This window comes from Rathayibacter sp. AY1D2 (assembly GCF_002932695.1).
Lineage (GTDB): Bacteria > Actinomycetota > Actinomycetes > Actinomycetales > Microbacteriaceae > Rathayibacter.
Genome location: NZ_PSVX01000010.1, coordinates 40,359 through 63,764, shown reverse-complemented (window position 1 = coordinate 63,764; position 23,406 = coordinate 40,359). Strand labels below are relative to the sequence as shown.

Here is a 23,406-nt window from a genome sequence, read left to right as displayed (position 1 = left end):
TCCGGCGCGGGGCTCACTTGGGGACCTCCAGCACCACGGTCGTCCCCGATCCGGGGGCGCTGAACAGTCTGGTGCGGCCGCCGACGTCGCCGAGCCGGGCGATCACCGACTCCTTGAAGCCGAGCTTCGTGTCGGGGACGGTCGCGATGTCGAAGCCCGCGCCCGCGTCCGTGACCATCGCGCGGACGGTCGTCTCGTCCTCGGTGATCGTCACGTCGGCCGAGGCGACGCCGGAGTGGCGGCGCACGTTCTCGAGGCACTCCGCCAGGGCAAGGACGAAGGAGTCGAGGGCCGCGCCGGTGAGCGCCACCTGGCCGGAGCCGTGCCAGATCACGTCGAGCCCCATCCGGCCGAAGCGGTTGCGGACGGTCTCGAGGGTGTTGGCCGCGGGGGCGGAGGTGACGCTGGTCAGCTGGTAGGAGCCGGACGCGCTCGGGGTGGGGGTCCCGCCGAGCCGGAGCTGGCGCAGGAGCTGCGCGTCCTGCGCCGCCTGCTGCCGGAGCGCGTCGACCGACACTCCGCGGCCCGAGTGCGCGAGGAGCGTGAGGGTGGCCAGCACCGTGTCGTGCAGGAGCCGCGCACCCTGCCGGCGCTGCGCCTCCGTCTCGCTGGCGAGGCGCTCCACACGGTGCGCGTTGCCGATGCTGTCGATCCGCCGCACCACCCGAGGGACCGCTGTGCCGATCCAGAGGGCGAATCCGCAGAGCGTGCCCCAGGGCAGCAGGCTCTGGACGACCACGGTGGGGATCATGGTGCCGCTCGAGACGAGCACCGACGGGATCAGGCTCGGGAGGACCACTGGCAGCAGCAGGAGCAGTCGGCGCGCGGACGTCGTCACGATCACGGCGATGCTCGCGGTCACGGCGTTCGCGGTGTTGACCAGGACGAACCCGGCGAAGTCGGCGCCCGGAGCGAGCCCCAGCGCGAGGCCCCAGCCCAGCAGCAGGCCGCCGACGGCGACGGCGATCACTCGGCTGCGGCGCCCCGTCCGGGCGAGCTCGACGTGGGCGGCCATCATGCCCAGGAGCAGCGCGACGGCGAACGGCACGGCGGCGGGCTGGAGCGTCCCGGGGATGAGGGCCATGCCGAGCGCCCCCGCCTCCGTGAGCAGGCCGATCCCGCAGGCGGAGTGGCGCAGCAGCCGATCGCGCTCGCGAGCGCTGCGGATCATCGGCACGCTCTGGCCCCCTCCGGTCGTGGCGCGGGGCTGGCCCCCGTCTCACGATAGCCACTGCCCGGGCCGGTCGGAGCGGTTCGGGGCGTCGAACCGCGCCGGGGTCGGGCGGGTCAGGCCGTCGCGGGATGCGCCAGCAGCCGGGCGAGGTGCGCGCCGACCGCGTCGTCCTCGATGAGGAACCCGTCGTGGCCGAACGTCGAGGTGATCACCGCGACCTCTCCGCCGTCGAGGGCGCCGGGAGCGTGCGCCGCGATGATCCGCTGGCCCTCGACCGGGAAGAGCCGGTCGCTGTCGATGCCGAGGACGAGGGTCGGGCTGGTGATCCGGGAGAGGGCGGCCGCCTCGCCGCCCCGGCCGCGGCCGACGTCGTGCGAGTTCATCGCCTCGACGAGCGTGATGTAGCTGTTCGCGTCGAAGCGGCGCGTGAACTTGTTGCCGTGGAAGTCGAGGTACGACTCCACGGCGAAGCGGCCGCCGCCGCCGAGCGGGCTGAGCCCCGACTGCCAGCTGCGCTCGAAGCGGTCGTTGAGCTCGGAGGGGCTGCGGTAGTTGAGAAGTGCCATCCGGCGGGCGAGCGCGAGGCCGTGGTACGGGCCCTGGCCGTCGCCGGCGTCGTAGTAGGAGCCGCCCGCGAAGGCCGCGTCGTTGCGGATCGCCTCGAGCTGCACGAAGTTGAGGGCGACCTGGTCGGCCGTGGCCCGCGGGGGAGCGGCCAGGACCGCGAGGCGCGCGACCCGCTCCGCGTGGTCGATCCCCCACTCCAGCGCCTGCATCCCGCCCATCGAGCCGCCGATGACGGTGTGCCAGCGCTCGACGCCGAGCAGGTCGCTGAACTGCACCTGCGCCCGCACCTGGTCGCGGATGCTCGTGTACGGGAACCGTGCGCCCCACTCGTGGCCGTCGGGGGCGAGGGACGCGGGCCCGGTGGAGCCCTGGCAGCCGCCGAGCATGTTCGGGGCGACCACGAAGAAGCGGTCGGTGTCGATGACGAGGCCGGGGCCGACGAGTCCCGACCACCAGCCGTCCGTCGCGTGGCCGGGATCGCCGCGGCCGAGCAGGTGGGAGTCGCCGGTCAGCGCGTGCAGGACGAGGACGGCGTTGTCGCGGCGCTCGTTCAGAGCGCCCCAGCTCTCGTAGGCGATGCGGGCGTGGGGGAGGCGGCCGCCCGCCTCGAAGTCGAACGGGCCGAGGTCGACGAAGCGGCGTCCGCCCGGGGGGTCGCCGTCGCGCCAGGCTCCGGTGGCGGGCGGCTTGCCGATGACCGAGAGGAGCTGGCGCTCGGTGACGAACGCCGACGGGACCGTGTCCTCGAGTGTCTGCTGCCAGTCCATAGCGCTGTCCATCGTGTCAGAGCGCCGCGGGGCGGAGCCGTTTGTTACGCCCTGCTCCCGCGCTCCTCCGCCCGCGCGCGGAGCGCCCCGACGCGATCCCCGCGGACGGGGACCCCGTCAGGGCGCCGAGGGGCCTCAGGCGTTCGCGCGGGAGGCCTCGACGACGGCGCGCGCGGCGCGGAGGGCCTGGTCGAGGTCGGCGCGGAGGTCGTCGACGTTCTCGAGTCCCACCGACAGGCGCACCAGGCCCGGAGTGACGCCGGCGGTCAGCTGCTGCTCGGGCGAGAGCTGCGAGTGCGTGGTCGACGCGGGGTGGATGACGAGCGAGCGGACGTCGCCGATGTTGGCCAGGTGCGAGAACAGCTCCAGCGAGTCGACGAAGGCCCGACCGGCGTCCACTCCGCCCTTGAGCTCGAAAGAGAGCACCGCGCCCACGCCCTTCGGCGCGTAGCGGTTGGCCGCGGCGTACCAGGGCGAGGTGGGCAGGCCCGAGTAGTTCACCGAGGCGATGTCGGAGTGGTTCTCGAGGTACTCCGCGATCTCCTGCGCGTTCTGCACGTGGCGCTCGATCCGGAGCGAGAGGGTCTCGATGCCCTGGATGAGCTGCCAGGCGCTCGCCGGGGCGATCGAGGCGCCGAGGTCGCGCAGCAGCTGCACGCGGGCCTTGATGATGTAGGCGAGGGAGTCGCCGACCGCGTCCGTGTAGACGGCGCCGTGGTACGACTCGTCCGGCGTGGTGAGGCCGGGGAAGCGCTCGGCGTTCGCGGTCCACGAGAAGCGGCCGCCGTCGACGATCGCTCCGCCGATGACCGTGCCGTGGCCGCCGAGGAACTTCGTCGCCGAGTGCACGATGATGTCCGCGCCGTGCTCGAAGGGGCGGATCAGGTAGGGCGTCGCGATGGTGTTGTCCACGATCAGGGGCACGCCGGCGTCGTGCGCGACATCGGCCACGGTGCGGATGTCGAGGATGTTGATCTTGGGGTTGCCGACGGTCTCGGCGAAGAACAGCTTCGTGTTCGGGCGGACGGCGCGGCGCCACTCCTCGCGGTCGTCCTGGTTCTCGACGAAGGTCGTCTCGATGCCGAGCTTGGCGAGGGTGTACTTGAAGAGGTTGTAGGTGCCGCCGTAGATCGAGGACGACGAGACGATGTGGTCGCCGGCCTGGGCGATGTTCAGCACGGCCGCGGTCTCGGCGGCCTGGCCCGAGGCGAGCAGCAGGGCGCCGGAGCCGCCCTCGAGGGCGGTGAGCCGCTCCTCCACGACCGCCTGGGTCGGGTTCTGGATGCGGGTGTAGATGTTCCCGAACTCGGCCAGCGCGAACAGGTTCTGGGCGTGCTCCGCGTTGTCGAAGACGTAGGAGGTGGTCTGGTAGATCGGCGTCGCGCGGGCCTTGGTCACCGGGTCCGGGGCGGCGCCCGAGTGGATCTGCTTGGTCTCGAACTGCCACTTCTCGGAGTCGGTCATGGTGCTTCCCATCGGATCGTCGGGGTCGGTGACGGGGCCGTTCTCCGTCGCGACGAGCGTACGCGGGGGGCCCGCCGGGCGGCCAGGACCGCCGACACACGGGGTAACGGCCGTCAGCGCCGCTCGGGCTGCCGGTCGCGCTTGGCGCCCGTGGGGTCGGCGCGGTCCGGGCGCCGGGGCCTCTCGTCGGCCGCCGGGGCGAAGAGCCAGGCCGCGCGGGGCTCGACCAGCCGGTGGAAGACGGTGCGGGTCCAGCCCAGTGAGAGCGCGACCGAGACCGCGATGCAGAACACGATCATCAGCCCGAGGGCGAGCGTGCTCTCCGTCCGCGAGAGGATCCCGGACTCCCGCAGCGGATAGAGGACGAAGCTGTGGAGGAGGTAGACGTACATCGTCGACTGCCCCCAGGCGGTGAGCGGGGTGCGGCGGCGCGGAACCAGCGCGAAGAGCGCGAGCGAGAGCACGACCGCTCCGGCCATCAGGGCCAGCCGCACCAGCCCGGCCCACCACTGGGTCTCGCCGAGGGCGTCGTAGGGGCGGTCGTAGAAGAACCAGTAGCGCAGGTCCGCCGCTCGGAACGCCTCGATGTTGACGGTCATGACGACCGCCGTGACCGCGAAGAGGACGACGGCGAGGATCCGGGCGAGGAGGACCCGCGACGGCGGCTGGTCGAGCCAGCGCTCGACGGCGGAGCGGCCGCCGGGGGCGAAGCCGCGCAGGCGCCAGCCGAACACGAAGAACGGCAGGATCCCGATCGCGCGTGCGAGCGAGAAGGTCGAGTCGATGTTGTCGTAGTAGCTGACCCCGACCGCGAGCACCACGCTGATCAGCAGCGGCCAGCGCAGTAGCGCCAGGTAGGGGAGGACGAGGCGGAAGATGCCCAGCGCGAGCAGGAACCACAGCGTCCAGCTCGGCTTCGTCGGGTTGAACTCCTGCTTCCCCTCGACCAGGAACTGCACCAGGGTCCAGATCGTCTCCATGATCAGGTAGGGCAGGAGGATGTCGGTCAGCACCCGCCGCATCGCGCGCCCGCTCGGTGCGCCGCTCTTGGAGAAGTAGCCCGAGATGATCGCGAACGCCGGCATGTGGAAGGCGTAGATCGTCAGGTAGACGATGAGCGAGGTGTCGGAGTTGGCCGTCAGCCTCTGGACGCCGTGCCCGATCACGACGAGGGTCACGCAGACGAAGCGCGCGTTGTCCCAGAGGGGCACGCGGCGCTTCGGGGTGACGGCTGTCCCGGCGGTCGCGGGAACCGGGTCGGCGGGCGGCACGCGGCCAGACTAGCGTTGGGCTGCGACGACGGAGTCGAGGGTGTCCGAGGCTTGACGGAAGGGGACGGGCGTGGATCGACGCGTTGTCGTGACAGGAGCGAGTTCAGGGATCGGGGCGGCCACGGTCCGCCTGTTCCGCGAGCACGGCTGGGAGGTCGTCGCCGTCGCGCGCCGGCGCGACCGGCTGGAGGCGCTCGCCGCCGAGACCGGCGCCGGGTACTTCGCCGCCGACCTCACCGACGCCGCCCAGGTCGACGCTCTGCGCGACCACCTCGCCTCCTCCGGGCCCGTGCACGCGCTCGTGAACAACGCGGGCGGTGCGCTCGGACTCGACTCGGTCGAGAGGTCCGACCCCGAGGACTGGCGCCGCATGTTCGAGATCAACGTGCTCTCGGTGAAGCTCGTGACCAGCGCGCTGCTCCCGCTGCTGCGGGCCGGGATCCGGGAGAGCGGCACCTCCGCGGACATCGTGACCGTCACCTCGATCGCCGGCCACGTCGCCTACGAGGGCGGAGGCGGGTACAACGCCGCCAAGCACGCCGCGCACGCGCTGGTCGCCGTGCTGCGGCTCGAGCTGGCCGGCGAGCCGATCCGCGTGATCGAGATCGCGCCGGGGATGGTGCACACGGACGAGTTCTCGCTGGTCCGCTTCGGCGGCGACCGGGAGCGCGCCGACGCGGTCTACGCCGAGGTCCCCGACCCGCTGGTCGCGGAGGACGTCGCCGCCGCGATCGTCTCCTCGGTGGAGCTCCCCGCCCACGTCAACCTCGACCTGGTGACCATCAAGCCGGTCGCGCAGGCGGCCCCGCACAAGGTCGCGAAGGGACCCCTGGCCCCGCGCGCCTGACCGATGTGACGCGGAGGCCCGCGACGGCCTAGCCTGTCCCTCATGGTTTCCGACGCCGACGACTCCGCCGCCCTCCTCGCCGCCACGGAGAAGGAGGTGCTCGGCTGGCTCGAGTTCGGCGACGCCGCTCGGCACCTGGCCGACGACGTGGTCGCGTCGGGCTACCGGCCGGAGCTGGTCGTCGCCATCGCGCGCGGCGGTCTGCTCCTCGCGGGCGCCGTGGCCTACGCGCTCGGCATCAAGAGCTGCGGCGCGCTGAACGTCGAGTTCTACACCGGCGTCGAGGCGCGACTGGCGGAGCCCGTGGTGCTGCCGCCGCTGCTCGACGAGGCGTCCGTGCGCGGCAAGCGCATCCTCCTGGTCGACGACGTCTCCGACTCCGGCCACACCCTCGCCCTCTCGGTGAAGCTCATTCGCGCGATGGGTGCCGAGGTGCGCACCGTGACCCTCTACACGAAGCCGCGCACGGTGCTCGAGCCCGATTTCTTCTGGCGCCGCACCCCGCGCTGGATCGTCTTCCCCTGGTCGGCTCTGCCCCCGGTGGACGGAGCCCTCGCCGAGGACGACGAGTGAGCGTCCACCTGATCGGCGGCGGAGGCGGCGTCGAGCACGACCAGCAGCTGTACGGGGCGTTCCTCGCGGAGGCGCGCGCCCACGCGGTCGACGCCGGCCGGATCGAGGGCCCGCGCATCGCGATCGTCGTCGTCCACGACGGGCTGGGCCCCGAGGCCTACGCCGGCTACGCGGCACTGCTCGCGACGGTCGGCCCGCTCGACGCGTTCGCCGTGATGAAGCCGGAGGGCGGCCGGATCGATCCCGCGGTCTTCGACGACGTCGACGGGATCTTCGTCGGCGGAGGGCTGACCCCGGCCTACCGCGACGCGCTCGAGGCCTGCTTCCCGCGGCTGCGCGATCTCGTCTCCTCCGGAGTGCCGTACGCCGGCTACTCGGCGGGAGCCGCCGTCGCAGCCGATCGCGCCCTCGTCGGCGGCCACCGGATCGGCGGTGTCGCCGTCGTCCCGGAGGGCGCGGCGGAGGAGCTCGACGAGGTCACGGTGCTCGAGGGCATCGGCCTCATCGACGTGACGGTCGACGTGCACGCGGCGCAGTGGGGGACCCTCGGCCGCCTGGTCGCGGCCGTCGAGGCGGGCCTGGTCGACGGCGGCGTCGCGCTCGACGAGTCCACCGTGCTGATCGTCGGCACCGGCGCGCTCCGCGTCGGCGGCGCCGGCTCGGTGTGGCGCGTGAGCGGCAGCGACGCCGGAGTCGTCGTCGCGACGCTCGCGGCGGGCTGACCCGGTGGACCTCGCTGAGCTCGCGGCCTCGGGACTGATCGACAGGGGCTGGGCGGAGGCCCTCGCCCCCGTCGCCGGGGACATCGCCGCGATGGGCGACTTCCTCCGCGGCGAGGTCGCGGCCGGTCGGCCCTACCTCCCCGCGGGCCGCGACGTGCTCCGCGCCTTCGCCGCCCCGCTCGCGGACGTGCGCGTCCTCATCGTCGGACAGGACCCGTACCCGACGCCCGGGCACCCGATCGGGCTGTCCTTCGCGGTCGAGCGCCACGTGCGCCCGCTGCCGAGGAGCCTGCAGAACATCCACCGCGAGCTCCGGGACGACCTCGGCGTCGAGCCGCCCGAGCACGGCGACCTCAGCGGCTGGACCTCGAGCGGCGTGATGCTGCTCAACCGGGTCCTCACCGTCGCCCCCGGCTCTCCCGCCTCGCACCGCGGGAAGGGCTGGGAGGCGGTCACCGAGCACGCGATCCGCACGCTGGCCGCCCGGGACGCGCCTCTCGTCGCGATCCTCTGGGGCCGCGACGCCGCGTCGCTCCGCCCGATGCTGGGGGAGGCCGGAGTGATCGAGAGCGCGCACCCCAGCCCGCTGTCGGCCTCGCGCGGCTTCTTCGGCTCCCGGCCGTTCAGCCGCGCCAACGCCCTTCTGGAGGAGCGCGGCGCGGAGCCGGTCGACTGGAGCGCTCTCGCGTGACCGGGCGCTCGCCCGCGGGGCGGCTACGCTGGCCCGGATCGATGGGCGGAGCCGAAGGGGAGCCGGATGCTTGAGGAAGAGTATGAGAGCCGGCGCGTCCTGCCGCCGCACCTGCGGAAGGCACCGCCTCCCGAGCCCGGCTTCTCGTTCCAGATCCGCGACGCCCGCGACGCCGACCTTCCGGACATCCGCGAGATCTACAACCACTACGTGCGCAACACGGTGGTGACCTTCGACGAGGACGACTCGACGCTGAAGGAGTGGCGCACGAAGTTCTCCCGCAACCAGAAGCTCGGGCTGCCCTTCATCGTGGCCGTCTCGCCGTCGGGCCAGATCCTCGGCTACGCGATGGTGTCGCCGTGGTCCTCCAAGCGGGCGTACCGCTTCACCGTGGAGAACTCGATCTACCTGCGGGCGGCCTCCACGGGCAAGGGCCTCGGCCGGGCGCTGATGGCCGAGCTCCTCGAGCGCGCGAAGGCCGTGGGGATCCGTCAGATCATGGCCGTCATCGCCGACAAGGGCGCGGAGGCGTCGCTGGCGATGCACGCGCAGTTCGGATTCGTCGAGGTCGGCCGGATGGGCCGCGTCGGCTTCAAGTTCGAGCGCTGGCTCAGCACCGTCCTGCTGCAGAAGACCCTCAAGTAGGGCCGACCCGCCCCTGCGAATGCGCCTCATCGACAGGTGCCGGGGAGCGCGCCGTCCCTACACTGGACGGCATGGAATGGCTCGTCCCGCTCATCGTCGTCGTCGCGCTCGTCGTCATCCTCGGGGTCTACCTCTGGGCGACGTACAACTCGCTGGTCACCCTCAACGTCCGCGTCGACGAGGCGTGGAGCGACATCACCGTCCAGCTGAAGCGCCGCGCGGATCTGATCCCCAACGTGATCGACTCCGTGAAGGGCTACGCCTCGCACGAGCGCCAGGTCTTCGAGTCGGTGACGCAGGCTCGCGCCGAGACGCTGCAGGCCCAGGGCCCGGCGGAGGCGTCGGTCGCCGAGGACCACATGCAGAGCGCTCTGAAGTCGATCTTCGCGGTCGCGGAGGCGTACCCCCAACTGCAGGCGAGCCAGAACTTCCTCCAGCTGCAGGGCGAGCTGGTCGACACCGAGGATAAGATTCAGTCGGCCCGGCGCTTCTACAACGGCGGCGTGCGCGAGATGAACACCAAGGTGAAGGTCTTCCCGAACACGCTCTTCTCGCGCCGGCTCGGCTTCTCGGAGCGCGAGTTCTTCGAGGTCGGCGATCTCGCCGCGATCTCGGAGCCCCCGCGCGTCCAGTTCTAGGCAGCCGCCGTGTACAGCGCGATCGCCCGCAACAAGCGCAACACGGTCCTGATCCTCGTCCTGTTCCTGGCGATCATCGGCGGCCTGGGCGCCCTGGCGGCAGCGGTCTACCGCAGCACGACGATCGTCGTGGTGGTGCTCGTGATCGCCGCCGCGTACGCGTTCGTCCAGTACTTCTTCGCCGCTCGCCAGGCGGTCGCGCTCAGCGGCGGCGTGGCGGTGGAGAAGGCGGACGAGCCGAGGCTCTACCGCATCGTCGAGAACCTCTCGATCGCGACGGGCACGCCGATGCCGAAGGTGTACCTGATCGACGACCCGGCGCCGAACGCGTTCGCGACCGGCCGTGATCCCGAGCACGCCGTCGTCGCCGCGACGACCGGCCTGCTCGCGATCATGGACGACGCCGAGCTGGAGGGCGTGATGGCCCACGAGCTGGGCCATGTCCGCAACTACGACATCCGCGTCTCGATGATCGTCTTCGGTCTCGTCGTCGCGGTGGGCTTCCTCTCGGACGCCTTCCTCCGCCTGGCCTTCTTCGGGCGGGGCGGCAACGGCAACGGCGGGGGCAACCCGGCGCTCCTGATCGTCGGGCTGGTGTCGATGGTCCTCGCGCCGATCGTCGCCTCGGTCGTGCAGCTCTCGATCTCCCGTCAGCGCGAGTACCTCGCCGACGCGACCAGCGCGCTGACGACCCGCCACCCCGACGCCCTCGCCCGCGCCCTGCTCAAGCTCGAGTCCGCGGGCCGGCCGATGCAGCGGCAGAACAGCTCGATGGCGCACCTCTGGATCGCCGACCCGTCGAAGCCGGGAGTGGTCGCGCGCCTCTTCGCGACCCACCCGCCGATCGCGGATCGCGTCGCCCGCCTCTCCGAGATGGGCTCGCGCTTCTAGCAGGACGATCCGGCGGCCGCCCCGTCGCCGATCGCCGCCCGCCCGGATCTCACCCCGGGCAGCGGGGCACGCGTCACCGCGCCGGACGGAACGTCATCCGGTCGGAGCCGCGAGCGGACCGCCGTCGACGGTCGTCAGGTACTCGGCGAAGACCGGCGCCGGGTCGATGCCGCTCGCGGCCGCGTCGACCAGCGCCCGCCGGACCAGGGCGAGGACGACGGTGGCCAGGACGGCCGCCCGGTGCGGGGACGTGCGGCCGAGCCCCATCCGCTCCGCGAGGAACGGCGTCAGCGCCTCCTCGCCGTCGTGCAGCGACTGCGCCCAGACGGCGCGCATCGCCGAGGTCTCGGTCAGCAGGGGGATCAGCCGGAGGGTGCGGTCGAGCTGGGGTCCGGAGGCCGCCGCGGCGAAGGCGTGACCGAGCGCCGCGTTCAGCGGCTCGGCGGCCGGGCGCTCGAGGAGGGCGCGTCCCATCGCGGCGATCGCGGCGGCGAGCACCGGGCGCACGCAGTCCTCCTTCCCGCCGAGGTACCGGTGGAAGGTCCGGAGGGAGACGCCGGCCGCGTGGGCGAGCTCGCCCGTGCCGACCCCGACGACGCTCCCGCGCTCGAGCAGACGGGCGACGCAGCGCTCCGAGAGCGCCAGCGCCAGGACGCCGCCGGGCGCGCTCACGCGATCCTCCGCAGTGCTGCGGCGAGGGCGGCCGCGAGGTCGCCGCGACCGACGACCTCGACGGCGTCGAGGCGCTGCCAGGCCGCCGCCTCGACCAGCAGCGCGGCGAGCCGCTCCGGCGTGTCGGCCGGGGCCCCCGGCTCGAGCCAGGCGGCCTGCACGAGGAGGACCCGGCGCTTGCGCTCGCTCTTGAGGTCGACCCGTGCAGCGATCACGTCGTCGAGGAGCACGGGGAGGACGTAGTAGCCGTGGACCCGCTGCTCGGCCGGGGTGTAGATCTCGATCCGGTAGTGGAAGCCGAAGAACAGCTCGGCCCTCGGCCGGTGCCAGACCACGGGGTCGAACGGCGAGAGGAGCGCGTCCGCCCGGAGCGTGCGGGGGCGTCGGGCGTCGACGTGCCGCCAGAGCGGCACGGGTCGCCCGCCCCGCTCCCAGCCGCGCACCTCGACGCGCTCGAGCTCGCCCGCCTCGACCAGCTCGTCGATCGCGACGCGCGTGGGGGACTGGAGCAGCCGGTGGTAGTCGGCCAGGTCGCCGAGGGTGCCGATCCCGTGGGCCCGGGCCGCCCGGCGCACGAGCTCGCGGACGGCGTCGGGGAGGGGCATGTCGGCGTCGAGCACCGCGCTCGGGAGGAGCCGCTCGGCGAGACCGTAGGAGCGCTCGAAGCGCGTGCGCCCCGCCGTCACTACCTCGCCCCAGCGGAACAGGACCTCGAGGCCGCGCTTGATGTCGGACCAGCCCCACCAGGGTCCCGTGCGGACGTTGGCCTCGTGCTCGATCTCGGAGGCGCGGAGGGGACCGTCGGCGAGTGCGGCGCGGAGCCAGTCGAGGGTGGCGCGGTTCTCGTGGGCCCAGCCCTCGTGCTCGGGCAGGCGGACCCGGCGGTAGTGCTCCATCCGCCAGTGGTAGAGCGGGAGGTCCTCGCGGCGGACGAGGGCGGCCTCGTGGGCCCAGTACTCGACGTAGGGGCCGTCGGGGGAGAAGGCCGCGGCGTCGAGGAGGGAGCGATCGTACGGGCCGAGCCGCGCGAGCAGCGGCAGGTAGTGGCTCCGCTCGAAGACGTTCACCGAGTCGAGCTGGAGCGGGCGGATCCGGTCCACGGCGGCGCGCACCCGGCGCGCGTCGACCCGGGAGGGACGGGGGACGCCGAACCCCTGCGCCGCCAGGGCGATGCGGCGCGCGAGCGCGGGGGAGAGCTGCTCGGTCATGGTCCGCCCACGCTAGCGAACGCCCCCGACATCGCCGTCCCCGATTCGGCCCCCGGCGTTCGCCCGGCATTCACCGCCGCGCTCCCTCGCCGACTCGCGGCGCTCCTACCGTGCCCGAGGCCGTCCCACCGGGGCGGCCCACCCGACTCCTGGAGGACCCTTGACCATTCAGCGCCTGTCGCGCACCGCCGCGGTCGCCGCCGCCGGCACCGCCCTCGTCTTCACACTCTCGGCCTGCTCCGGCGGCGCCACCGCCTCGTCCGACGGCGGCGGCGCGGACGCGGCGTCCGCCACGTCCGCCGCGGACCTCGGCGGGCTGGACGCCCTGGTCGAGGCCGCGAAGGCCGAGGGCGAGCTCAACGTCATCGCCCTGCCCGACACCTGGGCGAACTACGGCGAGCTGATAAGCGGCTTCGAGGACGAGTACGGCATCACCGTGAACTCCGCCGACCCCGACGTCTCCTCCGCGGAGGAGATCAGCACGGCGGAGAACCTCGCCGGGCAGGTCACCGCTCCCGACGTGTTCGACCTGGGGCCGGCCGTCGCTCTGGCGAACACGGACATGTTCGCGCCGTACAAGGTCGAGTCCTGGGACGACATCCCCGAGGGGAACAAGGAGGAGTCGGGCCTCTGGGTCAACGACTACACCGGCCTGATGTCGATCGGGTTCGACGCGGACGCGGTGCCTGCGCCCACGTCGCTCGAGGACCTCCTCGGCGCCGACTACCGCGGCTCGGTCGCGATCAACGGCGACCCGACCCAGGCGGGAGCCGCCGCGGCCGCAGTGCAGCTCGCGGCTCTCCAGTCCGGCGGCTCCGCCGACGACGTCCAGGCGGGGATCGACTTCTTCGAGAAGCTGAACGACGCCGGCAACTTCCTGCCGCTGGACCCGACCGACGCCACCATCGCCTCGGGCGAGACCCCGGTCGTCTTCGACTGGAGCTACAACAACCTCGCCGCCGGGAAGGCGAACGAGGGCACCCGCGAGTGGACGACGACCGTCCTCCCGGGCTCCGCCGTCGGCAGCTACTACAACCAGGCGGTCAACGCCGACGCTCCGCACCCCGCGGCCGCGCGGCTCTGGCAGGAGTACCTCTACTCCGACGCCGCGCAGAACCTCTACCTCGCCGCCGGCGCCTACCCGGTGCGCCTGGCCGCGATGACCGAGGCCGGCACGGTCGATCAGGACGCGCTCGACGCCGTCGGCGCCGCTCCCTCCGACCTCGTCCAGTTCACGGAGGAGCAGACCGAGGCGGCCTCGTCGCTCCTCGCCGAGAAGTGGGCCGCGGCGATCCAGTGACCACCGCTCCCGCCGAGGCCGTCTCCGGGGCGTCCGCGCTCCGGGGACGGCGCGGCACCCCGGCCGTGCTGGGCGTCGCCCCCTTCGCGCTCTATGTCCTGCTGTTCCTGGCCGTCCCCACGGTCCTCGCGGTGGCGACCGGATTCACGGACGGAGACGGCCGCTTCACCACGGCGAACGTGCTGGCGCTCGGGGATCCCGTCGTGCTGTCCGCCTTCGGCGCGTCGCTCGGGCTCTCGGCCGTCACCGCCGTCGTCGGCGCGGTGCTGGGCGCGGTCGTGTGCCTGGCCCTGCTCGGCTCCGATCCGCGCGGGGCGCTCCGGACCGTCGTCGATGCAGCGGCGAGCGTCCTCGCGCAGTTCGGCGGCGTGATGCTCGCGTTCGCGTTCATCGCGACGATCGGCGTGCAGGGGCTGGTGACCACCCTCCTCGCGGGAGCGGGCGTCGACCTCTACGCCGACGGCGTGTGGCTCTACCAGCTGCCCGGGCTCGTCCTCCCCTACCTCTACTTCCAGGTGCCCCTGATGGTGCTCACGTTCCTGCCCGCGCTCGAGGGCCTGCGTCCGGAGTGGGCCGAGGCGAACGCGGTGCTCGGCGGGGGCCGGCTCGGCTACTGGCTGCACGTGGCCCTCCCGGTGCTGGCGCCGTCGTTCCTCGGCTGCGTGCTGCTGCTGTTCGCGAACGCGTTCTCCTCCTTCGCCACCGCGGCGGCGCTGATCAGCCAGGGCGCGCAGATCGTCCCGCTGCAGATCCGCGCCGCGCTGGTCAGCGAGACGGTGCTGGGCCGTGAGAACCTCGCGGGCGCCCTCGCGCTCGGGATGCTCGCGGTGATGGTGGTCCTGATGTCCGGGTACGCGCTGCTGCAGCGCCGGGCCAGGCGGTGGCAGCGATGAGGCCCGCGCGGCTCCTGTCCGGGGCGGTGCTCGTGATCACCGGGCTGGTGTTCGCCGTTCCGATCGTCGCGATGGCGGAGTTCACGCTCCGCGGCGCCGGCGGCCACGACCTCTCGCACTGGACGGCGATCCTCGACCCGGAGAACGAGCGCGCCTACCGCTCGCTGTTCCAGGGGATCGGAAACTCGCTGGTCCTCGCCGTCGTCACCGCCCTCATCGTCCTGGTCCTGCTGGTGCCGACGATGCTGCTCGTCGAGATCCGGCTCCCGCGCCTGCGCCGGGCTCTGGAGCTGGTCTGCCTGCTCCCGCTGACCGTGCCCGCCATCGTCCTCGTCGTCGGCCTCGCGCCGGTCTACTCCGTGGTCACCGAGCTCGCCGGCTCCGCGCCGTGGACGCTCGCTCTCGCCTACGGGGTGCTGGTCCTGCCCTACGCCTACCGCGCCGTGGCGGCGGACCTCGCCGGTCTCGACGCCGTGACGCTCTCGGAGGCGGCCCGCTCGCTCGGCGCGGGCCCGCTCGCGGTGCTCGGGAGGGTCCTCCTGCCGAACCTGCGCCGGGGCCTGGTCGCGGCCGCGCTGATCACCGTCGCAGTCGTTCTCGGCGAGTACACGATCGCCTCGCTCCTCAGCCGCACCACCCTCCAGACCGGCCTGGTGCAGGTGTCGAAGTCCGACGCCTACGTCGCCGTGATCTTCTCGCTGCTCTCCCTCCTCTTCGCCTTCGCCCTCCTGATCGGGATCGGCCGCCTCGCGCGGATCGGCCTGCCGACGGGCCGGGCGCGCTCCTCGAAAGGCTCCTCGTGACCGCTCCCACCCTCCCCGGCGCCCGCGTGCGCTTCGTCGACGTGGAGCGGCACTACGGCTCCGCGCGAGCGCTCGACGGCGTCTCGTTCGACGTGGCCCCGGGTGAGTTCATCGCGCTGCTCGGCCCCTCCGGCTGCGGCAAGACCACAGCCCTGCGCGCCCTCAGTGGTCTCGAGCGGATCGACGCGGGGCGGATCCTCGTCGACGAGGAGGACGTCGCCCACGTCCCCGTCGCGAAGCGCGACATGGGCATGGTCTTCCAGTCGTACTCGCTCTTCCCGCACCTGCGGGCGCGCGAGAACGTCGAGTTCGGGCTGCGCACCCGGGGAGTCGGGGCGCGCGAGCGCCGGGCGGCCGCGGGGGAGGCGCTGGAGGTCGTGGGCCTCGGCGCCCTCGGCGACCGCTACGCGCACGAGCTCTCCGGCGGCCAGCAGCAGCGGGTGGCGCTCGCGCGCGCCCTCGTCACGCGGCCGCGGGTGCTGCTGCTGGACGAGCCGCTGTCGGCCCTGGACGCGAAGGTCCGCGTCCAGCTGCGCGACGAGATCAAGCGCCTGCAGTCCGAGATCGGCATCACCACGTTCTTCGTCACGCACGACCAGGAGGAGGCGCTCGCCGTCGCCGACCGCGTCGCGGTGATGAACGCCGGGCGCATCGAGCAGCTGGGTGCACCGGAGGACCTCTACGCGCGCCCGGCGACCGCCTTCACGGCCCGCTTCGTCGGCCTCTCGACGGTGGTCGCGGGGACGGTCTCGTCGGGATCGGTCCTCGCGCTCGGCGTGCGCCTGCCGCTCGTCGACGCGGCGGCGGCCGACGGTCCCGTGTCGGTGTTCCTCCGCCCCGAGGACCTCGCCGTCGTGGCCGACGGCGCTCCCGACTCCCTGCCCGGAGTCGTCCTCGCCTCGAGCTTCCTGGGGCCGGTGCGGCGCTCGACCGTCCGGCTGTCGACGGGCGAGGAGGTCACCGTCCAGCACGCGTCGGGTCACCGCCTCGAGCCGGGGGAGCGGGTCGGCGTGCTGCCCGCGCGGCGCCCGGTCGCGGTCGGTCCGGCACCGGAGCAGGCGGCGGTCGGCGCCGCCGCATGAGCACTCCCCGGGGATACCGCGCGGGGTATGCGCCGGGGCCTAGTCTGGGCAGATGAGACTCGGCAGGTCCCGCCGCACCTCCGGCCCGCGCGCCGTCCAGCCCGCCGCGCCCGTCGCCCCGGCCGCCCCCTCCCGGCCCGCTCCCGTCGCCGATTCGGCCTTCGTGAGCGACGGGATGCGCATCGCCGGCGCCTGGGCCTGGCGCGTCCTCGTCGTGGTCGCGGCGCTCGCGGTGCTGGTGCTGCTCGTCATCGAGCTGCGGCTGATCGTCATCCCGCTCCTGCTCGCGATCGTGATCGCCGCCCTGCTCGTGCCGTTCTCGAGCTTCCTCCAGCGCCACCGCTGGCCCAAGTGGGCCGCCGTCGTCCTGGCGGAGCTGGGGATCGTCGTGGTGATCGGCGGGCTCCTCTTCCTCGTCGTCACCCAGGTCTACTCCGGCTTCGACGACCTCAGCCGGCAGACGGTGCAGTCCTACGACGACTTCAAGGCCTTCCTCCTCGAGTCGCCGCTCCACCTCACCGAGACCGACATCAACCAGTACGCGCAGCAGGCGCTCACGGCCCTGCAGCAGGACTCGGGGATGCTGGTCAGCGGCGCGCTCAGCGTCGGCTCGACCGTCGGCCACCTGCTGACGGGCGTGCTGCTCACCCTCTTCTCGACGCTGTTCATCCTCATCGACGGGCCGAACATCTGGAGCTGGGTCGTCCGCCTCTTCCCGCGCCGCGCCCGCGGAGCCGTCGACGGCGCCGGTCGCGCAGGGTGGGTGACGCTGACCAACTTCGTGAAGGTGCAGATCCTGGTCGCCTTCGTCGACGCGGTCGGCATCGGCCTCGGCTCCTTCCTCCTCGGCGTCCCGCTGGCCATCCCGATCGGCGTGCTCGTCTTCCTCGGCTCCTTCGTGCCGGTCATCGGTGCCGTGGTGACGGGGGCGCTGGCCGTCTTCATCGCGCTGGTCTACAACGGACCGCTGATCGCGCTCTTCCTGCTGATCGTCGTCCTCGCGGTGCAGCAGCTCGAGGGCCACATCCTCCAGCCGCTGATCATGGGGTCGGCGGTCAAGGTCCACCCGCTGGCCGTCGTGCTCGCGGTGGCCGGAGGCTCGATCATCGGCGGCATCGCCGGCGCCTTCTTCGCGGTGCCCGTCGTGGCCACGCTCAACGTCATGGTCAAGTACGTCGCGAGCGGAGCCTGGCGCTCGCCGACCCTAACCCCCGAGAGAGTTGCCGCAGAGCATGCAGACTAGTCGCGTCGTCGGACCCGCCCTCCACGAGTTCGAGGCGGCCCGCGCCGTCCTCGCCCCCGTCATCGCCGCCACCCCCATGGAGACGAGCACCTTCCTCGCGCAGGTCCTCGGCTCGCCCGTGTTCCTCAAGTGCGAGAACCTCCAGCGCACCGGCTCCTACAAGATCCGCGGAGCGGTGTTCCGGATGTCGCGGCTCACCCCGGAGGAGCGGGCCCGCGGAGTCGTGGCGGCCTCGGCCGGCAACCACGCGCAGGGCGTCGCCTACGCGGCGCGGGAGCTGGGGATCAAGGCCACGATCTTCATGCCGATCGGCGTCGCGCTGCCCAAGCTCGCAGCCACCCGCGACTACGGCGCGGACGTGGTGCTGAGCGGCCACATCTTCAACGAGGCGCTCGCGGCGGCGGCGGAGTTCGCCGAGCGCACGGGCGCGGTCTTCGTTCCTCCCTACGACCACCCCGACGTGATCACCGGCCAGGGCACGGTCGGCCTCGAGATCCTCGAGCAGGCCCCCGCCGTCGAGACCATCGTGGTGCCCATCGGCGGAGGCGGCCTCATCGCCGGGGTCGCGTCGGCGGCCAAGCAGAAGGCGGCCGAGGAGGGGCGCACGCTCCGCGTCATCGGCGTGCAGGCGGCCAACGCGGCGCCGTACCCGCTCTCGCTCGCGAGCGGCGAGCCGACCGCGATCACGATCTCTCCGACGATCGCCGACGGCATCGCCGTGGCGAAGCCGGGGCAGCTGAACTTCGCGATCGTCCGCGAGATGGTGGACGAGGTCGTCACCGTCGAGGACGACGACATCGCCCGGGCTCTGCTGGTGCTGCTGGAGCGGGCGAAGCTCGTGGTGGAGCCCGCGGGCGCGGTGGGCATCGCGGCGATCCTGACGGGGAAGATCCGCGACGCCGGAGCGACCGCGGTCATCCTGTCGGGCGGCAACATCGATCCGCTGATGATGGAGCGGGTGATCAGCCGGGGCCTGGCCGCGTCGGAGCGCTACCTCAAGATGAGCATCGGGCTGCCGGATCGTCCGGGGCAGCTGTCGCGCATCGCGGAGCTCATCTCGGAGGCGAACGCGAACGTGGTCGAGGTGCTGCACACCCGGCACGGCCGGGGCCTGCAGATCAGCGAGGTCGAGATCGAGATCAGCGTCGAGACCCGCGGCCCCGAGCACGCCGACCGCGTCATCCAGGTCCTCACCGACGCCGGCTACGCCCCCCGCATCTCCCGCAACTGACCGCTCGAGGGCGCCGCGGTGTTCTCCGCAGAGCGGAGGACAAAGCCGGTACCGGCGATCTCGCGCCCTCGCCGTCGCCGCGAAGCCTGCGCGGCGCTCCCGTTCGGAGAGGGCTGATCGTGCGTCACGGCGCTCTCCGCAAGGCGGAGGAGGAAGCGGTACCGGCGGCGTCGCGCCCGACGCTGTCGCCGCGAAGCCGGCGCCCCCCGTCTGGAGTGGGCTGATCGTGCGTCGCGGCGTTCTCCGCAAGGCGGAGGAGGAAGCGGTACCGGCGGTGTCGCGCCCGACGCTGTCGCCGCGAAGCCGGCGCCCCGCTCCCGTTCAGAGAGGGCTGATCGCGCGTTGCGGCGTTCTCCGCAAGGCGGAGGAGGAAGCGGTACCGGCGGTGTCGCGCCCGACGCTGTCGCCGCGAAGCCGGCGCCCCGCTCCCGTCTGGAGAGGGCTGATCGTGCGTTGCGGCGTTCTCCGCAAGGCGGAGGAGGAAGCGATACCGGCGGTATCGCGCCCGACGACAACGCCGCGGAGAGCGCCGCGACGTGCGATCAGTGGCCGGACCAGGTCTCGACGTTGGCGACGCGGACCTCGATCTCCCGCCCGTTGGGTGCCGTGAAGCGGGCGGTGTCGCCGACGTTCAGGCCCATGATCGCCGATCCGAGGGGGCTCTGGGGGCTGTAGACGTCGAGGTCGCTCTCGCCCGCCATCTCGCGGTTGCCGAGGAGGAAGCGGGACTCGTCGCCGGCGATCTCGGCGGTGATGATGGTGCCGGCCTCGACGACTCCGTGGCTCTCGGGGGGCGTGCCGATCTCGGCTTCGCGGAGGAGGGAGGTCAGCTGGCGGATGCGGGCCTCGATCTTGCCCTGCTCGTCCTTCGCGGCGTGGTAGCCGCCGTTCTCCTTCAGGTCGCCCTCCTCGCGGGCGACCTCGATGCGCTTGGCGATCTCCTCGCGTCCGTTGGTGGACAGCTCGGTGAGCTCCGCCTCGAGGCGGTCGTACGACTCCTGGGTCATCCAGGTCACCTGTGACTGGTCGGCCATGGTGGGCTCCTGCTCTGCGGGCCGCGCTCGCGGCGCCCGGCAGCACCGTGCGGAGGTGTCCGCGTCCGGCGGTGGGGACGGCCGGCGTCAGGCGGCGGTGGGAATGGCGAGGCCCCGATGAGTCCGTCAGGGCTTCGGGCAAGCCTACGGGAGCCAGCAGGAGGAGATCAAACCTGTGTTCGCGAGCTCGGTGGTGCGGACGGTCTCCGTGTAGGAGCGGAAGCGCTCCGTCGTGGCGGGGTACTCCACGACCAGCCAGCCGACCACGGCGGACTGCTCGTTGAGGGCCTGGACCGCGCAGGCGACCTCGCGGCCGACGGGCGCGGTGAGGTCGAAGGAGACGGTGACGGTGCGGTCGTCGACGACCTGGTGCGCGGTGTCCTGGACGTCCACCCCGCCGCGTGCTCCGTCGAGTCCGGCCCAGACGACCCAGGCGGCGAAGACGGCGACGAAGGCGAGCGCGACGCCGCCGAAGAGCCAGCGGTTGCCGCGGCGGGTGCGCGTCGTGCGGCCGTAGCGGGTGGCGAGGGGTCCGGCGGCGCGGACGGCGTTTGGATCGAGCGCGGGCGCGGCGGCTCCCTCGACGCTCTCGGACGTGCGGGCGGCCACGGAACTCCCTGGGTGATGCGTCTACTCTGGACGGGTGGCGCGCGTCCTTTGCGGACGGGAGCGCCGATCCCATTAAACCCCGAGGAATCGAGCGATCGTGTCCCAGGCCGTCGAGGTCTCCGTCGATTCGGAGGTGCGGGACACTCCGCGCCTCCTCGCCGTGCACGCCCATCCTGACGACGAGTCGAGCAAGGGCGCGGCGACGCTGGCCGCCTACGCCTCGCGGGGCGCCGAGGTCATGGTGGTCTCCTGCACCGGAGGCGAGGCCGGCTCCGTGCTGAACGAGGGCCTCGAGGCCCGCGCGCACGCCGAGCGCGACATCGGCGGCCTCCGCCGGTACGAGATGGCGGCCGCTCGCGAGGCGCTCGGCGTCGAGCACGCCTGGCTCGGCTTCGTCGACTCCGGCATGCCCGAGGACGGGAAGGTCGACGCCGCCTCGTTCGCGGGCCTGCCTCTCGCCACGGCCGCCGCTCCGCTCGTGCGCCTGGTCCGCCGGTTCCGGCCGCACGTGATCATCAGCTACGACGAGAACGGCGGCTACCCGCACCCCGACCACATCCGCGCCCACCAGGTCGCCGTCGAGGCGTACCGCGCGGCGGGCCTCGCCGAGGAGTACCGGGGCACGGGCGCTCCGTGGTCGATCTCGAAGCTGTACTACGACCGCGTCTTCAGCGGCCAGAAGCTGCGGGCGATCGCCGAGCACCTGCGCTCGATCGACCCGGAGGACCCGCGCCTGTCGGTCTTCGAGGAGATGAAGCGCTGGAACGAGGACACCCCGTACCTCGCGACCACGCGGGTCGTGATCTCCGGCTTCCACGATCGGCGCGATGCGGCCCTGCTCGCCCACGCCAGCCAGGTCGCTCCGGACAACGCCTTCTTCTTCCTCCCGCACGAGGCGATCGACGCCGCCTGGCCGACCGACGACTTCCAGCTCGTCGAGAGCCGGGTCGACGCGCCGACGCCCGAGACGGATCTCTTCGCCGGTCTCGACCTGACCGAGCTCGCCCCGGGCCCGACCGCGGTCGTCCCGCCGATCGCTCCCGACCCCGAGCCCTCGGGGGACGCCCCGGTGTCCCCGGAGCCCGACGGCTCCGGCGTCGTCGTCGCCGACGAGGTGCGCGCGTGATCGCCGGGCTGCTCGAGGGCGCCCAGCGCGCCGTCGTCCTCGCCTCCACGACGGTGCCGACCCCCGGCCCCGAGTTCAACGAGGACACGGTCACGCCGGGCCTCTTCGGCTTCATCACGATGCTCGTGATCGCTCTGGCCGCCGTCCTCCTCGCGCTCGACATGGTCCGGCGCGTGCGGCGGACCACCTACACCGCCCAGGTGAAGGAGCGGCTCGACGCCGAGGAGGCGGAGCGCAGCGAGGGCTGAGCCCGGCCCGCAGCGGTGGGCCCGGGCCTCTCTAGGCGTTGTACGCGGGGTGGAGCGAGACGATCAGCGCCGCCGTCCAGTGGCAGAGGAACGCCACGGCCGTGAGCGCGTGGAAGATCTCGTGGAAGCCGAAGACGCCCGGGACCGGGTTGGGCTTCTTGATCCCGTAGATCACGGCGCCCGCGGAGTAGCAGAGCCCGCCGACGAGGACGAGCACCATCATCGTCGCGCTGGCCTCGAAGAGCGGTCCGAGGTACATCACGGCCGCCCAGCCCAGCAGCAGGTAGAGCGGCACGTAGAGCCAGCGCGGTGCGCCGATCCAGAAGACGCGGAAGCCGATCCCGAGCAGCGCCCCCGCCCAGACCAGGACCAGCAGGAGCGTGCCCTGCGCGGGCGGCAGGGCGAGCACCGCCAGCGGCGTGTAGGTGCCGGCGATCAGCAGGAAGATGTTGGCGTGGTCGATCCGCTTGAGGATCATCTTCGTCCGCGGCTTCCAGTCGAAGCGGTGGTACAGAGCGGAGTTGCCGAAGAGCAGGAGCGACGTGGTCGCGAACACCGCGGCCGCCCACTTCGCCGCGGTCCCCTCCGCGACCACGATCAGCACCACTCCGGCGACGATCGCGAGCGGGAAGAGGCCGGCGTGGATCCAGCCGCGCCAGGTGGGCCGGACCTCCGCCGAGGAGTCGTGCTCGATCGCGTCCTCGACGAGGGGGAGGGCGGGCAGGTCCGGGCCGTCCGCTCCGACGGCGTCTCCGCCGCGGACAGTGCGGACGCGGGGATCGGACGGGGGAGGCGTCGGCCGCTGGCTCATGCCGGACAGACTACGACGCCGTCGCGGGCCGACGCCGAGCGCCGCCGGGCTTCGAGGAGCGCCCCGGGTCGACTACCGTGTCACTGTGCCGAAGCCGAGACTGCCTGTGGGAAGGGACCTCCTCTACGGCGTCTACAAGAAGCGCCTCCGCTCGAGCCTTCCCCCCGACTCCCTGCCGAACCACGTCGCGATGATCATCGACGGCAACCGGCGCTGGGCGCGGCAGCGGGCCCTCGAGACCGCCGCGCACGGCCACCGGGCCGGCGCCGCCAAGGTGCACGAGTTCCTGCAGTGGTGCGACGAGCTCGGCGTGCGCCACGTCACCCTCTACCTGCTCTCGCAGGACAACCTCGTCGGCCGCGACAGCAGCGAGCTGACCGAGCTGATCGCGATCATCGCCGACCTCGCCGAGGAGGTCTCCCAGCAGCCCGACTGGCGCGTGCAGCACGTCGGCTCCGACGAGGGCCTCCCGCCCTCGCTCGTGGCCGCGCTCGACACGGCGGAGGCGCGCACCGCCTCCCACACGGGCCTGCACGTCAATCTTGCGGTCGGCTACGGCGGGCGGCACGAGATCGCCCAGGCCGTGCGGAGCATCCTGGAGGAGCACGGCAAGCGCGGCTCCTCCATCGAGGACGTCGCGGGCCTGCTGACCCCGGAGCTCATCGGCGAGCACCTGTACACCAGCGGGCAGCCCGACCCCGATCTGGTCATCCGCACCTCGGGGGAGCAGCGCCTCTCCGACTTCATGCTCTGGCAGAGCGCGCACAGCGAGTTCTACTTCATGGAGGCGCTCGGCCCCGACATCCGCGAGGTCGACTTCCTCCGCGCGCTCCGCGACTACGCCGGACGGCACCGCCGCTTCGGCAGCTGACCTCGCGGCTCCTGCCGCACCACCG

At 72.8% G+C, this 23,406-nt stretch carries 25 protein-coding genes; 16 read left to right on the top strand and 9 right to left on the bottom strand.

The annotated features are described in order from the left end of the window. Positions 1-13: 13 nt before the first annotated feature. The 4 genes from C5D04_RS04220 to C5D04_RS04205 all read right to left on the bottom strand — a co-directional run bounded on the left by C5D04_RS04220 (position 14) and on the right by C5D04_RS04205 (position 5,243). Positions 14-1,171 (bottom strand): sensor histidine kinase, encoded by a 1,158-nt coding sequence (locus C5D04_RS04220; protein WP_104291581.1) that lies wholly within the window; start codon positions 1,169-1,171, stop codon positions 14-16. Positions 1,172-1,287: 116 nt separating this feature from the next. Next, on the bottom strand, positions 1,288-2,508 hold the full coding sequence (locus C5D04_RS04215; protein WP_104347281.1) for a homoserine O-acetyltransferase: 1,221 nt from the start codon (positions 2,506-2,508) through the stop codon (positions 1,288-1,290). Between the two features lie 135 nt (positions 2,509-2,643). After that, positions 2,644-3,972: a bifunctional o-acetylhomoserine/o-acetylserine sulfhydrylase gene (locus tag C5D04_RS04210; protein WP_104237865.1), complete on the bottom strand. Its 1,329-nt coding sequence runs from the start codon at positions 3,970-3,972 to the stop codon at positions 2,644-2,646. A 113-nt stretch (positions 3,973-4,085) separates the two neighbouring features. Further along, positions 4,086-5,243 carry an acyltransferase family protein gene (locus C5D04_RS04205; RefSeq protein WP_258068827.1) on the bottom strand — a complete coding sequence of 386 codons (1,158 nt, stop codon included), beginning with the start codon at positions 5,241-5,243 and terminating at the stop codon, positions 4,086-4,088. 70 nt (positions 5,244-5,313) lie between these two features. Between C5D04_RS04205 and C5D04_RS04200 the strand changes: the two genes are divergently transcribed. The 7 genes from C5D04_RS04200 (at position 5,314) to C5D04_RS04170 (ending at position 10,250) form a co-directional block, all read left to right on the top strand. Further along, positions 5,314-6,090 (top strand): SDR family NAD(P)-dependent oxidoreductase, encoded by a 777-nt coding sequence (locus tag C5D04_RS04200; RefSeq protein ID WP_258068826.1) that lies wholly within the window; start codon positions 5,314-5,316, stop codon positions 6,088-6,090. Between the two features lie 42 nt (positions 6,091-6,132). Then, on the top strand, positions 6,133-6,663 hold the full coding sequence (locus C5D04_RS04195; RefSeq protein WP_104224441.1) for a phosphoribosyltransferase: 531 nt from the start codon (positions 6,133-6,135) through the stop codon (positions 6,661-6,663). Continuing rightward, complete coding sequence (locus C5D04_RS04190; RefSeq protein WP_104224440.1) at positions 6,660-7,385, top strand: peptidase S51; 726 nt, start codon at positions 6,660-6,662, stop codon at positions 7,383-7,385. The genes C5D04_RS04195 and C5D04_RS04190 overlap by 4 nt, the downstream gene beginning before the upstream one ends. Before the next feature lie 4 nt (positions 7,386-7,389). Next, entirely contained in the window at positions 7,390-8,076 is a 687-nt protein-coding gene (locus C5D04_RS04185; protein ID WP_104232774.1) for a uracil-DNA glycosylase, read from the top strand. Between the two features lie 66 nt (positions 8,077-8,142). After that, entirely contained in the window at positions 8,143-8,721 is a 579-nt protein-coding gene (locus C5D04_RS04180) for a GNAT family N-acetyltransferase (protein WP_104291578.1), read from the top strand. Positions 8,722-8,792: 71 nt separating this feature from the next. Then, complete coding sequence (locus C5D04_RS04175; protein ID WP_104225511.1) at positions 8,793-9,359, top strand: LemA family protein; 567 nt, start codon at positions 8,793-8,795, stop codon at positions 9,357-9,359. 9 nt (positions 9,360-9,368) lie between these two features. Beyond that, a complete protein-coding gene (locus tag C5D04_RS04170) occupies positions 9,369-10,250 on the top strand; it encodes a M48 family metallopeptidase (protein ID WP_104291577.1) in 882 nt (293 codons plus the stop codon). Between the two features lie 93 nt (positions 10,251-10,343). On the opposite strand, the gene C5D04_RS04165 is transcribed toward C5D04_RS04170, so the two are convergent. Both C5D04_RS04165 and C5D04_RS04160 read right to left on the bottom strand, forming a co-directional pair. After that, a complete protein-coding gene (locus tag C5D04_RS04165; RefSeq protein ID WP_104224435.1) occupies positions 10,344-10,922 on the bottom strand; it encodes a TetR/AcrR family transcriptional regulator in 579 nt (192 codons plus the stop codon). Continuing rightward, positions 10,919-12,130 (bottom strand): winged helix-turn-helix domain-containing protein, encoded by a 1,212-nt coding sequence (locus C5D04_RS04160; RefSeq protein ID WP_104347279.1) that lies wholly within the window; start codon positions 12,128-12,130, stop codon positions 10,919-10,921. Before C5D04_RS04160 ends, C5D04_RS04165 begins: the two co-directional genes overlap by 4 nt. Positions 12,131-12,290: 160 nt before the next feature. Between C5D04_RS04160 and C5D04_RS04155 the strand changes: the two genes are divergently transcribed. Genes C5D04_RS04155 through ilvA form a run of 6 tightly spaced genes read left to right on the top strand, consistent with a single transcriptional unit; the run spans position 12,291 to position 18,682 of the window. After that, positions 12,291-13,430 (top strand): ABC transporter substrate-binding protein, encoded by a 1,140-nt coding sequence (locus tag C5D04_RS04155; RefSeq protein WP_104347278.1) that lies wholly within the window; start codon positions 12,291-12,293, stop codon positions 13,428-13,430. Continuing rightward, complete coding sequence (locus tag C5D04_RS04150) at positions 13,427-14,323, top strand: ABC transporter permease subunit (protein ID WP_104224458.1); 897 nt, start codon at positions 13,427-13,429, stop codon at positions 14,321-14,323. The genes C5D04_RS04155 and C5D04_RS04150 overlap by 4 nt, the downstream gene beginning before the upstream one ends. Further along, on the top strand, positions 14,320-15,126 hold the full coding sequence (locus C5D04_RS04145) for an ABC transporter permease (protein WP_104287618.1): 807 nt from the start codon (positions 14,320-14,322) through the stop codon (positions 15,124-15,126). The genes C5D04_RS04150 and C5D04_RS04145 overlap by 4 nt, the downstream gene beginning before the upstream one ends. After that, the gene (locus C5D04_RS04140; protein WP_104249531.1) at positions 15,123-16,208 is read left to right on the top strand and encodes an ABC transporter ATP-binding protein; all 1,086 of its coding nucleotides are present in this window, start codon (positions 15,123-15,125) and stop codon (positions 16,206-16,208) included. The genes C5D04_RS04145 and C5D04_RS04140 overlap by 4 nt, the downstream gene beginning before the upstream one ends. A gap of 52 nt (positions 16,209-16,260) precedes the next feature. After that, a complete protein-coding gene (locus tag C5D04_RS04135) occupies positions 16,261-17,451 on the top strand; it encodes an AI-2E family transporter (protein ID WP_104347277.1) in 1,191 nt (396 codons plus the stop codon). Next, positions 17,441-18,682 (top strand): threonine ammonia-lyase, encoded by a 1,242-nt coding sequence (gene ilvA / locus C5D04_RS04130; RefSeq protein WP_104224429.1) that lies wholly within the window; start codon positions 17,441-17,443, stop codon positions 18,680-18,682. The genes C5D04_RS04135 and ilvA overlap by 11 nt, the downstream gene beginning before the upstream one ends. A 542-nt stretch (positions 18,683-19,224) precedes the next feature. Here ilvA and greA read toward each other — a convergent pair. Together greA and C5D04_RS04120 are read right to left on the bottom strand one after the other, a co-directional pair. Then, positions 19,225-19,716: a transcription elongation factor GreA gene (gene greA, locus C5D04_RS04125; RefSeq protein ID WP_104225519.1), complete on the bottom strand. Its 492-nt coding sequence runs from the start codon at positions 19,714-19,716 to the stop codon at positions 19,225-19,227. Between the two features lie 144 nt (positions 19,717-19,860). Then, entirely contained in the window at positions 19,861-20,325 is a 465-nt protein-coding gene (locus tag C5D04_RS04120; RefSeq protein WP_104347276.1) for a DUF4307 domain-containing protein, read from the bottom strand. A gap of 97 nt (positions 20,326-20,422) precedes the next feature. On the opposite strand from C5D04_RS04120, the gene mca reads away from it, so the two are divergent. Together mca and C5D04_RS04110 are read left to right on the top strand one after the other, a co-directional pair. Continuing rightward, on the top strand, positions 20,423-21,451 hold the full coding sequence (mca, locus tag C5D04_RS04115) for a mycothiol conjugate amidase Mca (RefSeq protein ID WP_258068825.1): 1,029 nt from the start codon (positions 20,423-20,425) through the stop codon (positions 21,449-21,451). Beyond that, a complete protein-coding gene (locus C5D04_RS04110) occupies positions 21,448-21,699 on the top strand; it encodes a hypothetical protein (RefSeq protein ID WP_244230611.1) in 252 nt (83 codons plus the stop codon). Before mca ends, C5D04_RS04110 begins: the two co-directional genes overlap by 4 nt. Positions 21,700-21,730: 31 nt before the next feature. On the opposite strand, the gene C5D04_RS04105 is transcribed toward C5D04_RS04110, so the two are convergent. Next, on the bottom strand, positions 21,731-22,510 hold the full coding sequence (locus C5D04_RS04105) for a hemolysin III family protein (RefSeq protein WP_104225520.1): 780 nt from the start codon (positions 22,508-22,510) through the stop codon (positions 21,731-21,733). Between the two features lie 106 nt (positions 22,511-22,616). Between C5D04_RS04105 and C5D04_RS04100 the strand changes: the two genes are divergently transcribed. Then, the gene (locus tag C5D04_RS04100) at positions 22,617-23,381 is read left to right on the top strand and encodes an isoprenyl transferase (RefSeq protein WP_279630826.1); all 765 of its coding nucleotides are present in this window, start codon (positions 22,617-22,619) and stop codon (positions 23,379-23,381) included. The last annotated feature ends 25 nt before the right edge of the window (positions 23,382-23,406 follow it).